Here is a 12654-nt window from a genome sequence, read left to right as displayed (position 1 = left end):
TCGACGCCGACCGCTCTGTTCGCGTCGTACTGGTGTCGGGAAATGGTCCGTCGTTCTGCGCCGGCGCCGACCTCAAGGAACGCAAGGGGAAGAACGCCGCTTGGGTCCGCCGCCGGCGGATCGCGTCGTTCGCCGCATACGCGGCCATCGAGTCCTGCAGTAAACCCGTCGTCGCGCTCGTCCACGGCAGCGTCGTCGGGTCCGGTGGCGAGATCTCGATGGCATGCGATTTCATCATCGGCGCCACCAACACCACTTTCCGTTTCCCGGAGGCACATTGGGGAACCGTCGGAGCCACCCAGCGCCTCCAACGCGTGATCGGCAAGAGGCGCGCCAAGGAACTTCTGTTCACCAACCGGATCCTCGGCGCGGACGAGGCGGAAAGGCTGGGACTCCTGGTCCGCACCGTCGACGCCGCCGATCTCCTCGAAACCGGCCGCGCCGTGGCCGAGACGATCGCCGACGCACCGGCCCTGTCGATGTCACTGACCAAGCGCGCGGTCGACCTCGGCTCGGAAACCGACCTCGATCGGGGGATCCGCATCGAAATGACCGCCATCGAACAGAACCTGGCCGACGGAGGGTGGAAAGACGGCGTCGACCGCTTCGTCACGACCCGCAACGGAAAGAAGGCGCCGTGATCGCCCCCACCTTCACGCTCGACGGACTCTGCCCCGTCACGACCCACCACGCACTTCACAGGGCCGTCACCATCGGCCCCGATGTGGAGGCGATCGTGACCGCGCGCGAGCGGGTCACCTTCCGCGAGCTCGCGGCGAATGCCGCAGCGATTACCCGCGCGCTGAACGCGCACGGCGTGCGGAAAGGCGACCACGTCGCCGTCTGCCTCGGAAACGGTGCCCGCTGGGTCGAAATCTTCCTGGCGGTGACCGCACTCGGCGCCGTCGTCGTTCCCGTCAACACTCGTTTCCGGGCCGACGAGATGGCGCACGTTCTCAAACAGTCACGCTCCTCACTGCTGATCACGGCAGATGCCTTCCTCCGGGTCGACTTCATCGGCATGCTGTGCCAGATAGCGCCTGGGGTCGACGCCCCGTTCGGCGCCGGTGATCTCCCGGAGCTTCCCGATCTCGGATCGGTCGTCGTGGTCGGCACCAACACTCCGGCGGGCGCGCGGCAGTGGAACGACTTTCTCGCCGACGGCTCGAATCTGCCCGCCGCGCTCCCCAAAGCCGAACCAGACGATGTCGCACTCATCCAGTACACCTCCGGCACGACGTCATTCCCCAAGGGCGTCCTGCTCACCCACCGCAGCTTGTGCGCCAACGGATTCTTCTCCGGCGGCCGCCTCGGACTGCGCATCGCCGACCGATTCCACAGCGCACGCCCGTTCTTCCACGTCGCAGGCTCGAGTCTGTCTGTACTCGCGTGCATCCAACACGTTTGCACCCTCGTGACCATGGACCGCTTCGAACCCGGCGAAACCTTGCGGCTGTTCGAAGAGGAAAGGTGCACACACTTTTCCGGGAACGACACCATCGCCCTGATGATCCTAGGCCATCCCGACGTCCGCACTCGCCGCTTGTATCTGCGCGGGGCATGGGTGGCCGCAACATCGTCCATCGTCCGGCAAGTCATCGACGTGCTCGGTGCCACCGAATGCGTCGTCGGATACGGACTGTCCGAGGCCTCGCCGAATGTCGCCCAATCCTGCTGGTGGGAACCGGAGGAGGTCCGGGTCAGTACCGCGATGCGGATCGAACCCGGCGTCGAGGTACGGATCAGCTCGCTCGGGGACGGTGGCACGCTACCGACCGGTGAACGCGGCGAGATCCAGGTCCGCGGCTGGAACGTGATGCAAGGGTATTTCGATCTTCCCGAGCAGACACGATCCGCTGTCGACGACGACGGATGGCTACACACCGGCGACGTCGGCTACCTCGACAGCGACGGCCGCCTCGTTTTCACCGGCCGTACCAAGGAACTCATTCGCGTCGGCGGCGAGAACGTTGCACCGGCCGAGGTGGAGGACATCCTCCACAAGCATCCGGACATCCGCCAGGCCGTGGTGATCGGCGTCGCCGATCCCCGACTGATCGAGGTTCCCTTCGCCTTCGTCCAGCTCACCGAGAATCGACATCTCGACCGCGACGATCTGGCGCAATGGTGCAAACAGCACATGGCGGGATTCAAGATCCCCCGCCACATTCACTTCGTTGCCGACTTCGAGTCGATCGGCATGACGGCGAGCGGGAAGGTTCGCAAAACTGACGCTGTGATCACTGCGAACGCGTTGCTCACTTCCGAACCTGCCGTAGAGAGCCGACGATGACCACGTTCGATATCCCCACCAAGATCACGCGCCTGCTCGGCATCCGGGTTCCGCTCGTCCAAGCCGGAATGTCCTGGGCTTCGTCGTCACCGGCGTTGCCGCTGGCCGTCTCCCGCGCCGGCGGGCTGGGAGTTCTCGCGGCAGGTCCCATGCGGATGAACGATTTCACGGACGCCGTGGATGTTCTGCGCGCCGAGGCATCGACACCGTTCGCCGTGAATCTTCCGCTGTATCGGCCAGGTTCCGACGACATCATCGACTACCTCGTGTCGCATCCGGTCCCGACCGTGATCGCCTCCCAAGGCGGGCCGAAGAAACACCTCGCCCGACTCCACGAAGCCGGAACCCGATGGATCCACGTCGTCTCCACGGTCGAGCACGCCCACAAGGCAGCAGCTGCGGGGGTGGACGGACTCGTCGTCGTCGGCGGCGAAGCCGGCGGCCACCCGCCCACCGATCTGGTCTCGACGCTGGTAGTCGTCCGCGCCGTCCGCAAAGCCCTTCCCGACATCCCCCTCGTCGCCTCAGGCGGGTTCGCCGACGGAGCAGGGCTCGCTGCCGCCCTGAGCCTCGGTGCGGACGCAGCCCAATTCGGCACCCGATTCATCGCGAGCCGCGAAGCCAACGTCTCTCCGTCCTATCGACAACGGATCGTCGACGCCACCATCGACGACACCCACGTCGTCGGCCGCGACCTCGGTGTCATCCGCATGCTGTCCAACGACTTCAGCAAACAGATGCTCGAACTCGAACACACCGGGGCCCCACTCGAAGAACGCGAGAGGACGTTTCGCGCCGCCACCCTCAAGGCCGCCGCCCTGCACGGCGACGTCACGACCGGGAAAGTCGAAGCCGGACAGTCCGCCGGCCTCGTCGACTCGATCCAAGGCGCCGCCGACATCGTCGACTCCATCATCAGCGAATACCTCGCGATCGTCGCGGCACTCCCGACCGCGCAGGTCACGTCGGAATCCCCGGCCTGAACCCGGACACACGGCGCACAGGCCTGCAACGGTCATCACCAATCCGCTCCGGGCGAGCGTGTTGGTGATTCCGCGCTCAGTTGACCGCGATGTCGTATGCCCAGGCGTTGACGGTGTTGCGGGGAGCGTCGAAGAGAGTGGTGAGGTTGTGGACGTCGGAGGTCGCGGCGACGCTGTTGCGGTCTGTGAACAGTGGCAACGCGACGGCGTTGTCGAGGAGGAATTCCGTCACCTTGTCGAACAGGCCTGCTCGTGTGGTGTCGTCGGTCGCCTTGGTGGCCTGCACCAGCCACTGGTCGACCTGGGGGTCGGCGAGCTTGGATCCGGCGACGATCGATCCGACGGTGATGCCGTCGATCTGACCGTACTTCAGGTCCGGTGTGGTGGAGCCGAAGGCGCGGTTGAGTTGCAGTGACAGATCGAGTCCGCCGACCTGCCGGGGGAACGCCTCGTAGTCGTTGCGGGCGAGCAGGTCGTACACCAGCGCGTTCTCGACGTATTCGAGTTCCACCTCGGCTCCGAGGTTCTGGCGGATCTCCGCCTGCCACGCCGCGAGAACGTCGTCGAGCGGGTAGGTGGGAATGGTGGCCAGGAGCCGGACCTTCAGTCGGGATCCGCCGGCGTCGGTGCGGTAGCCGTCACCGTCGCGGCCGGTCCAGCCGGCGGCGTCGAGCAGCGAGTTGGCCTGGTCTATGTCGGCGGGGTAGGTGTCGTCGTGGCGGGGATCGAAGTATTTGCTGTCCGGGGATAGCAGGCTCCACGCTCTGTCCTGCGTGTCTTTGGTGACATTCTCGATCAGCGCCGAGAGGTCGACACCGCGGACGAGTGCACGCCGCACCCGGACGTCCTGCGTCGGCCCGTGGGTGAGGTTGAACATGATCACGGTCGTCGATGCGGCGGAACCGGTCTGCTCGTAGTGGAATCCGTCGACGCCGTCGAAGAGGCCGATGTCGGTGGCCTTGACGGTGCCGATGGCGTCGACTTCGCCGCTGCGCAGAAGCCCTGCGCGGGTAGAGGCTTCGGGTAGGTACTTCACGACGAGTCGATCGACGTACGCGGCACCCTGATGTGTCGCGGTCGCCGGACCCCAGTGGTAGTCGGGGTTCTTCCGGAAGGTGATCTCCTGTCCCTGGACCACCTTGTCGAGCATGAACGGGCCCGAGCCGACGAATCCCTCACCGCTGGTGAGCTTCGCGTTGTCGGCGCGAAGGGTGCTGGGTGCGACGATCGCGCCGCTGAGGCCGCCGAGCGTGGAGAGGAAGTCCGCTCGGGGCGTGCTCAGGGTGATCCGCACGGAGTACGGGTCGACGACGTCGACGGCGGAGACACTCGAATACTGCAGCAGCCCCAGCACGGTCCAGGCCGGGTAGTCCGGGCTGCGCAGCGCATCGATGTTGGCTTTGACCGCTTCGGCGTCGAACTTCTCGCCGTTGTGGAAGGTGACGTCGTCGCGGAGTTGGAAGTCGTAGGTCAGGCCGTCCGGTGAGATGGTCCACGAGGTGGCGAGCCACGGGTGGAACTGTTCCTCGGCGTCCTCCGAGACGAGACTGTCGTACGAGTTACGCAGGACCTGCGAGGCCTCGAACGCGGCGCCGTAGTGGGGGCTCAGGCCACGGCTGGGATAGCTGTCGAGGGCGACGGTGAACGTGCCGCCGTCGGCCGGCGCCGTCGTGGGGCCACCGCCGCCGCTGCCGGGCTCCGGGTCGGAGGCACAGGCGGCTGCGCCGGCGATGAGGATCGCGGTGGCGGCCAGTGACAGGGCTCGTACTAGTTGTCTACGCAACGGGTTCGTCTTTCTCGAGATGGGGTGTTCCCAGAGTCGGGACGGCGTCCAGGAGGCGCCGGGTGTAAGGCGAAGTGGGAGCGCCGAATACGGTGTCGGTGCTTCCGTGTTCGACGATGCGGCCCTGGTCGAGGACGACCAGGTTGTGGCAGAGCCGCCGCACCACCGCGAGGTCGTGCGAAATGAAAAGGAAAGCGGCATCGGCCAGCTCGGCCAGCTCGGCGAGCAGGTCGAGGATCTGCGCCTGGACGGTGATGTCCAGTGCGGACACCGGTTCGTCGCACACCACCAGGCGTGGCCGGGATCCCAGCGCGCGAGCGATGTTGACGCGTTGCCGTTGCCCGCCGGACAGTTCGCGGGGGTGCCGGTGGGCGGTGTCCGCGCCGAGGTGGACGGCGTCGAGCAATTGCCTCACCCGCCCGTCCCGGTCCCGTGCGGGCGTGACGGTGGCGACGGCTTCGGCGACGATCTCACCGACCCGGAAGCGGGGATCGAACGAGGCGACCGAATCCTGCGCCACGAGCGCTATGCGTCCGGGTCGGCGGGTGCCGGCAGTGAGCGGCGCCCCGTCGAAGGTCATCGTGCCCGCGTCCGGTGTGATCAGCCCCGTGACGATCTTCGCCACGGTGGACTTGCCGGAGCCGGATTCGCCGACCACCCCGAGCACCTCGCCGCTGTGCACGCGAAAGGAGACGTCGTCGACGGCTGTCACGGTGGAACCGAGAACCCGGTAGTTCTTGGTCAGGCCGTGGGCGGCGAGCACGGCCGAAGTGGCTGCCCGTCCGGTGCGCTGCGCGGTGCCGCGGGGCACGGCGGCGAGGAGTTCGCGGGTGAAATCGGCGGCCGGATGGTCGATGACCCGACGTACCGGTCCCTGCTCGACCACCCGCCCCGCCTGCATCACGATGACCCTGTCGGCCACCGCGGAGACCACCGCGAGGTCGTGACTGACCAGGATCATCGCGCGGCCGCCCCGGACCTGTTCGACGAGCAGGTCGAGCACCTGGGCCTGCACGGTGACGTCGAGCGCCGTGGTCGGTTCGTCGGCGAGCAGGATCTGTGGGTCGCCCGCCAGCGCGGAGGCGATGAGCGCGCGCTGACGTTGCCCTCCCGACAACTGGAAGGACCTCTGCCTGCGTGTGATCTGCGGATCCGCGATACCGACCGAGGCCAGGATCTCCTCGACGGCGCGGGCTCGATGTACCCGCGGCACAGAGCGTTCGAGTGACTCGGCAACCTCCTGGCCGATGGTGCGCAACGGGTCGAGGGCGGTGAGCGCATCCTGCAGCACGAGTCCGATACGCCGCCCGCGTATCGTGCGCCACTGCCGCTCGGTCCGGTGCAGCGCCGATTCGCCGAGGATGTCGAACCGGTCGGCCCGGACCGTCGCGCCCGGCCCGGCGAGGCCGACGAGGCTGCGGGTGGTCACCGACTTGCCGGAGCCGGATTCGCCTACGATCGCGAGGATTTCGCCGTGGTGCAGCGAGAAGCTCACGCCGTCGACGACGGGCGCGGCCGAGGCGCCGAAGCGGACCTGGAGATTCTCGACCCTGATGAGCGGATCCGTTGCGGTGTCGATTCCGGTACGGACGATCTCGGACAGCGTCATTGGGCCCTCCGCCGTTCGAATCGGTGCTGGCCGGCGCGACCGAGCACGGTGGTGGCAATGACCGTCGCCGTGATCGCCAGCCCGGGAAAGGCCACCGACCACCAGGCGATGCGCAGATCGTCACGTGCCTCGGAGAGCATCGCTCCCCACTCCGGGGACGGGGGTTGCGGTCCGAGACCGATGAAGCTCAGCGCCGCGGCACCGAGGATGCTGGTCCCGATGCCGAGGGTGATCAGCAGCGGCAGCGGTCCGAGTGCGTTGGGAAGTATGTGACGCAACACGATCCGTGTGCGGGAGGTGCTGAGGAGACCGGCCTGGGCGACGTACTCGCTGTGGTCGACTCGGCGCGCCTCCGCGCGAACGACCCGGGCGTAGCGGGGCGCCGTCGCGATGCCGATGGCGAAGATCAGGTTCGTTGTCCCCTTGTCGAGCAGCGTGATCAGAACGAGGGCGAGCAGGATCTCGGGAAACGCGCCCATGAGGTCGACGACGCGGGACAGCACACTGTCGACGACACGGTTGCCGAGTCCGGCGGCCAGCCCGAGGACGATCCCGACGAGCACCGCCAGCAGTGTGGCCGCGGTGCCGATGAGCAGCGACAGCCGCGCACCGTGCACCACGCGGGTGAAGACGTCACGGCCGAGCTGATCGGTACCGAAGAGGTGCTGGAGCGACGGCGCGGAGTGGGCGAGCGCCAGGTCGGTGCGCAGTGGGTCGCCGGGGGCGACGAGCGTGGGCCACAGGTCCACGACGACGCAGAAGATCAGGAAGGCGGACGCGACGAGCCGCCCGCCGGCCGGAATCTGCGCTGTCAGAGTGCGTGGGCGGTGGGCAAGGGCGGGAGCGGTCACCGGGTCACCTCTCGTAGGCGTGGGTCGATCCACAGGTAGGCGATGTCCACCAGCACCGAGACCGTCAGGTAGATGGCGGCGGCGAACAGGGCGACGGCGAGGACGACCGGCAGGTCCTTGTAGGTGACCGCCTCCACGGTCGCCCGGCCGATGCCGGCTCTACCGAATACCTCTTCCACGACAACGGTTCCGGTGATCAGGCTGCTGACCGCCCACCCCGCGAGGGTTGCCGCGGGGATCATCGCGTGCCGGAGTCCGTGTGTGAGGCGGATACCGATTTCACCGGTGCCGCGTGCTCGCGCCGTCAGCGCGTGGGGCTGTTCGAGGGCACGCTCGATGCCCTCCCTGATCACCTGGGAGAGCACCGCGGAGATCGGCAGAGTAAGAGTGAGACCGGGCAGGATCAGTCGCTGCAGCTCGTTTCCCGACGTCACGGGGAAGATGCGGAGACCGAAGGCGAAGACCGCGATGAGAATCAGCCCGATCCAGAAGGTGGGGGCGGATGCCAGCGCCAGTTCCACAGTGCCGACGAGGCGGGCGAGGACGTGGCGCCGGCCCGCCGTGAGGACCGCGAGGATCGGCGCGAGCACCGCGGTGGCCACCAGCACGAACCCTGCCAGCTGGGCGCTGGTGGTCAACTGCTCGCCGAACAGGATCTGCGCGACCGGCTCTCCCCGGACGTACGAGTAGCCGAGGTCGCCGTGCAGCAGTCTCCCGAGGTAGCTCAGGTACTGCTCCACGAGCGGCCGGTCCAGACCCCATTCGCGCTCGACCTGCGCGCGCAGCGCGGGATCGCTCGATTCGCCGAGGATCGCGGTGACCGGATCGCCCGCACTGACGTGCACCGCGAGGAACGCCAGCGTCACCGCCGCCGACATCAGTGCGAGCGCCGAAAGCACCACCCCGCCGATGTGCCGGACCACGAGGCGCTGTTGCAGTGTCACCGCTCCACCGGGGCGCCGACGATGCTGCCCCATTCCGTCCAGGATCCGTCGTAGACGCGGACCCGGGAGTCGCCGAGCAGGTCTTCGAACACCAACCAGCCCAACGATGCCCGGTGTGAAAGCCTGCAGTAGAAGATCAGTTCGCCGGCGTCGGCGAGGTCGAGATTCTCGATGCGTTCGCGCAATTCGGGCACCGGGAGGACGCGCTCGTCCTCGTCGAGGAGTGTGCGGATGTGCAGGCTTCGCGCCCCCGGGATCCGGCCGTGCCGCTGCGCACCGTGGTCGATCGGCTCACCGACCGGCGAGACACGATGGCCGGCATACTCCTCCGGCGATCTCAGGTCGACGATCGGTGTCCCCGAATCGATCGCGGCGAGCACGTCCTCCCGCCCGACGACCACCTCCCGATAGCGCGGCGCGACGATCGGCAGTCGAGCGCCGGCAGTGTTCCCGGGCGTGGATCCGCCGGTCGTCGCCGGTTCCGCCACGCGCCAGGCGCCGACGCCTCCGTCGAGGTACTTCAGCGTGCCCCCCACCCCCTGCGCCGCGGACACCCACAGCGCGTAGGCGGCGAACTGCGGGGGGTCGCCGGCGAAGACCACGGTCGACGACGAGTGGGCCCCGAGCGCATGGAGGCGGTCGGCGAGGGTGTCCGTCGAGGCGAGCTCGCGACGGTCCCGATGCCACAGCAGGCTCTTCCAATACACGGTGCGGGCACCGGGGATGGTTCCGGGCCCCCCGTCGTGGGCGGGGTCGTCGGTCAGTTCGATCACGACCGTCGACGGATCGGCGAGGTGCGTCGACAGCCATTCGACGTCGACGAATCTGGTTGTTTTCACGTCACTCCTGTTACTTTGCGCCCCGAGCGGAGGCCGCAGGATGGGACGATAGTGCGGGATCCGCACCTTTTGGATACATAAGATCTCGGCGAATCGAATTATGTTATCGACAGAGTGTAAACATAAACTGGGTCAGCGAAGTCCCCAACCGAAAGTCGATGGCACCCTTGACCAGCCCCCGCACACACCATCTCGTCTCCGCGGAGACACTGCTCGTCACACCCCCGGGCCAGGTGGTCGTCCTGGACGTCCGGGCAGAAGCAGGCGACCGTTCCGGTCGAGACGCCTACCTGCGGGGCCACATTCCCGGGGCGGTGTTCGTCGATCTCGATGCCGACCTGTCCGGTCCGAGGACTCCGCAGTCCGGCGACCGCCCGCTACCCGAGGCCGGGCCGCTCACCGACGCGGTGCAGGCATGGGGAATCTCACCGGCGAGCACCGTTGTCGTCTACGACGATTCCCGGTCCGCCCCGGCCGGGCGCGCGTGGTGGGTCCTCCGATGGGCCGGACTGACGGACGTCCGCATCCTCGACGGAGGCCTGGCGGCCTGGCGCGGTGCGGGCGGCTCCCTGGAGATCGGTGACGCGCGCCCTCCGCGCGGCACCGCGATCGCCCGTCCCGGCCACCTCCCCGTCGTGACGACGGACCAGATCCCCCCTCTCGCCCGGGCCGGCCGGCTCCTCGACTCCCGCCCCGCCGACCTGTACGACGAGGGCCGCATTCCCGACGCCGTGAGCGCGTCCGTCTTCGGGGACCTCGACAACGCCGGCAGGCTGCGGACCGAACGTGAGCTTCGCGCCAGATACGACGCACTCCACGTCGACGGCACCACACCGACCGCCACCTATTGCGGCAGTGCCGTCGCCGCCGCGTTCCAGGTATTCGTGCTCGCGACCATCGGCGTCGAAGCCTCGCTCTACATCGGCTCGTATTCGGCGTGGACGTCGGATCCGCAGCGCGCCGTCGACCGCGGGACCGACGCCGTCCCCTCTCACCCGACCGCATGAACGAAGGAAAGCCATGGTCTCGTCACCCGAGCACGTAATTCTCAATGCCAACCTCATACCCGGCGGCACGATCGGCAGCCCGTGGCGACGCGCGTCGCAGCCCGGTGAGCACTTCGTGGGAATCGACCACTACGTCGACGTCGCGCGCGCGGCCGAGCGCGGATTCCTCGACGCGGTGTTCCTGGCCGATTCCCCGAATCTGCAGTCGAAGGACTGGAACTCCCCCAGCCGCCTCCTCGATCCGCTCGTCGCACAGGCCGTGATCTCCGCGCACACCGAACACATCGGGTTGATCGCCACCGCCACGACGTCCTACAACGACCCGTACAACCTGGCGCGCCAGTTCGCCAGCCTCTCCGCCGTGTCCCGAGGGCGGGCCGGATGGAACTTCGTGGTCACGGGAGGCGATGCCGCAGCCCGGAACTACTCGTTGAGCGAGGCGTTGCCGAAGCAGGCACGGTATGCCCGGGCGGCGGAGTTCCTCGACGTGGTCTCGGCGCTGTGGGACTCCTGGACACCGGACGCCCTGCACGCCGACAAGACCACGGGCAGCTACCTGGATTCGACGAAGATCTCCGCGATCGACCACGTGGGCGCGACGTTTCGGGTGGCGGGTCCGCTGAAGGCGCCCCCGCTGACCGACGGCCGCCCGATCCTGATCCAGGCAGGTGCCTCCACCCACGGTGTCGAGCTGGGGGCGCGCTACGCCGACGCCGTGTACAGCGCCCACTCCACGGCCGAGTCGGCGCTCACCCGGCGACAGGAACTGCGGGACCAGGCCGCGTCCGCCGGCCGGGACCCGAACTCGATCAAGCTGCTCCCAGGCCTGATCGTGGTGCTCGCCGACACCGAAACCACTGCACTGCAACGGGAAAAAGAGCTGACCGACCTCATTCCCGACGAGGTGCAGGCATACAACCTCGGGGCCCGGCTCGGTGTCGACGCCGGGGAACTCGAACTCGACGCGCCGTTTCCCTGGCACCTGGTTCCCCCCGACGAGGCGGCACCCGGTGCACGCGGCCAGCTGTCGGTGTTCCTCGAGTACGTGCGCACCCAGGCCCTCGATACCCGTGGTGCCGCGCGCCTGCTCGCCGCGGGCAGCGGCCACGCCAAGGTCGTGGGCTCCCCCGAACAGGTCGCGGACTTCATCGAAGCCTGGTTCCGTTCGGGCTCGTGCGACGGTTTCAACGTGATGATGGACGAGCTCCCCTCGGGGCTCGACACGTTCGTCGACCACGTGGTCCCACTCCTGCAGCGCCGCGGCCTGTTCCGCACCGAATACCGGTCCACCACCCTGCGAGGACACTACGGCCTATGACGCTCTCACCGGACCCCACGTGGTCACTCTTCGTCCAGCTGCGCAGCGGTCCACCGGCCGCACTCGTCTACGACCGTGCCCTCACCATCGCCGTCGAGGCCGAGCGACTCGGCTTCCACACGATCTGGTTCGCGACCCGGCACTTCGAGGCCCACCATGCGGCACTGCCGTCGGTGTTTCCGTTCCTCGGTGCCGTCGCTTCCCGCACCACCCGGATCCGATTGGGAACCGGGGTCGTCGCACTGCCGTTCGAGAATCCGGTCCGTCTCGCCGAAGATGCCGCGGTGACCGATCAGCTGGCCGGCGGGCGCCTCGAACTCGGCATCGGGAAGGGGCTGGGATTCGGTCTGTCCGCAAGCTCCTACGCCGGTTTCACCCTCGACCAGAGCGATCGGGAAACGCTGTACACCGAGCGTGCGGCCGCCCTGCACGCCATCCTCGGGACCGGCCGGGTCTCCGACGAGATCGGGCTCTACCCTCCGCCGGGCACGCTTCGGCACCGGGTCTGGCAGTCCACCGGCAACATCGACACCGCACGACTCGCCGCACGGGCAGGCGACGGTCTACTGCCGCACGGAAATTCCGAAGCCAGGGGCGGGGCCGGAGCACGCGACCTGATCGACGCCTACCGCACCGAGTACACCGGCGAGGGCGGCCCCCGTATCGGGTCGACGGTCGCCGTCCTGCCCGGCGACTCCCACCGTGACGCCCTCGACCTGTTCACGACCGACGTCTCGCTGAGCCCGCGCTATTACACGGGCAGCCTGGACGACGGCGATCACCACCGCTACCTCCGGGAGCGCGGCGTCGACGTCGGATCGAGCGCCGAGGTGGCGGCGCGGTTGACTGCGGACGCGCGGGTCCGGTCGGCGACCGAGGTTTTGTTCCACGTACCGCTCGCGCTCGAACACCCGCGCTATCTGGAATGCCTGCACCGAATCTCGGACGAGATCGCGCCCCGGCTGGTTCCGGTCGTCGCCTCGTAGCGAGCCGCCACCCCGGGCACACCGCGAGCCGGGTCGATCAC

11 protein-coding genes are annotated in these 12654 nt (G+C 68.0%); 6 read left to right on the top strand and 5 right to left on the bottom strand.

Features of this window, described 5'->3' with window-relative positions:
* The 3 genes from ACFTZB_RS34970 to ACFTZB_RS34960 all read left to right on the top strand — a co-directional run.
* A partial coding sequence (locus ACFTZB_RS34970; protein ID WP_378438824.1) for an enoyl-CoA hydratase/isomerase family protein occupies positions 1-641 on the top strand: 641 nt, incomplete at its 5' end.
* On the top strand, positions 638-2293 hold the full coding sequence (locus ACFTZB_RS34965; RefSeq protein WP_378438822.1) for an AMP-binding protein: 1656 nt from the start codon (positions 638-640) through the stop codon (positions 2291-2293). The genes ACFTZB_RS34970 and ACFTZB_RS34965, both read left to right, overlap by 4 nt.
* The gene (locus tag ACFTZB_RS34960) at positions 2290-3276 is read left to right on the top strand and encodes an NAD(P)H-dependent flavin oxidoreductase (protein WP_378438819.1); all 987 of its coding nucleotides are present in this window, start codon (positions 2290-2292) and stop codon (positions 3274-3276) included. The genes ACFTZB_RS34965 and ACFTZB_RS34960 overlap by 4 nt, the downstream gene beginning before the upstream one ends.
* A gap of 76 nt (positions 3277-3352) precedes the next feature.
* Here ACFTZB_RS34960 and ACFTZB_RS34955 read toward each other — a convergent pair whose 3' ends face one another.
* Genes ACFTZB_RS34955 through ACFTZB_RS34935 form a run of 5 tightly spaced genes read right to left on the bottom strand, consistent with a single transcriptional unit; the run spans position 3353 to position 9302 of the window.
* Positions 3353-5059 carry an ABC transporter substrate-binding protein gene (locus tag ACFTZB_RS34955; protein WP_378438817.1) on the bottom strand — a complete coding sequence of 569 codons (1707 nt, stop codon included), beginning with the start codon at positions 5057-5059 and terminating at the stop codon, positions 3353-3355.
* On the bottom strand, positions 5052-6668 hold the full coding sequence (locus ACFTZB_RS34950; RefSeq protein WP_378438815.1) for an ATP-binding cassette domain-containing protein: 1617 nt from the start codon (positions 6666-6668) through the stop codon (positions 5052-5054). Before ACFTZB_RS34950 ends, ACFTZB_RS34955 begins: the two co-directional genes overlap by 8 nt.
* The gene (locus ACFTZB_RS34945; protein ID WP_378438813.1) at positions 6665-7519 is read right to left on the bottom strand and encodes an ABC transporter permease; all 855 of its coding nucleotides are present in this window, start codon (positions 7517-7519) and stop codon (positions 6665-6667) included. Before ACFTZB_RS34945 ends, ACFTZB_RS34950 begins: the two co-directional genes overlap by 4 nt.
* Positions 7516-8463, bottom strand: a complete 948-nt coding sequence (locus tag ACFTZB_RS34940; RefSeq protein WP_378438811.1) for an ABC transporter permease — start codon at positions 8461-8463, stop codon at positions 7516-7518. Before ACFTZB_RS34940 ends, ACFTZB_RS34945 begins: the two co-directional genes overlap by 4 nt.
* A complete protein-coding gene (locus ACFTZB_RS34935; RefSeq protein ID WP_378438809.1) occupies positions 8460-9302 on the bottom strand; it encodes a sulfurtransferase in 843 nt (280 codons plus the stop codon). The genes ACFTZB_RS34940 and ACFTZB_RS34935 overlap by 4 nt, the downstream gene beginning before the upstream one ends.
* Positions 9303-9460: 158 nt before the next feature.
* Here ACFTZB_RS34935 and ACFTZB_RS34930 point away from each other — a divergent pair, with 158 nt between their 5' ends.
* The 3 genes from ACFTZB_RS34930 to ACFTZB_RS34920 are packed head-to-tail and all read left to right on the top strand — an operon-like array spanning position 9461 to position 12613.
* Positions 9461-10309, top strand: coding sequence for a sulfurtransferase (locus tag ACFTZB_RS34930; RefSeq protein ID WP_378438807.1), 849 nt, complete (start codon positions 9461-9463; stop codon positions 10307-10309).
* 13 nt (positions 10310-10322) lie between these two features.
* Entirely contained in the window at positions 10323-11627 is a 1305-nt protein-coding gene (locus tag ACFTZB_RS34925; protein WP_378438805.1) for an NtaA/DmoA family FMN-dependent monooxygenase, read from the top strand.
* Positions 11624-12613 (top strand): LLM class flavin-dependent oxidoreductase, encoded by a 990-nt coding sequence (locus tag ACFTZB_RS34920; protein WP_378438803.1) that lies wholly within the window; start codon positions 11624-11626, stop codon positions 12611-12613. Before ACFTZB_RS34925 ends, ACFTZB_RS34920 begins: the two co-directional genes overlap by 4 nt.
* Positions 12614-12654 lie beyond the last annotated feature (41 nt).

The sequence above is a fragment of the Rhodococcus sp. NPDC057014 genome (genome assembly GCF_042673295.1).
Taxonomy (GTDB): domain Bacteria; phylum Actinomycetota; class Actinomycetes; order Mycobacteriales; family Mycobacteriaceae; genus Rhodococcus_F.
The sequence above is the reverse complement of the archived record's forward strand: the minus strand, read 5'-3'. Positions and strand labels throughout refer to the sequence as shown.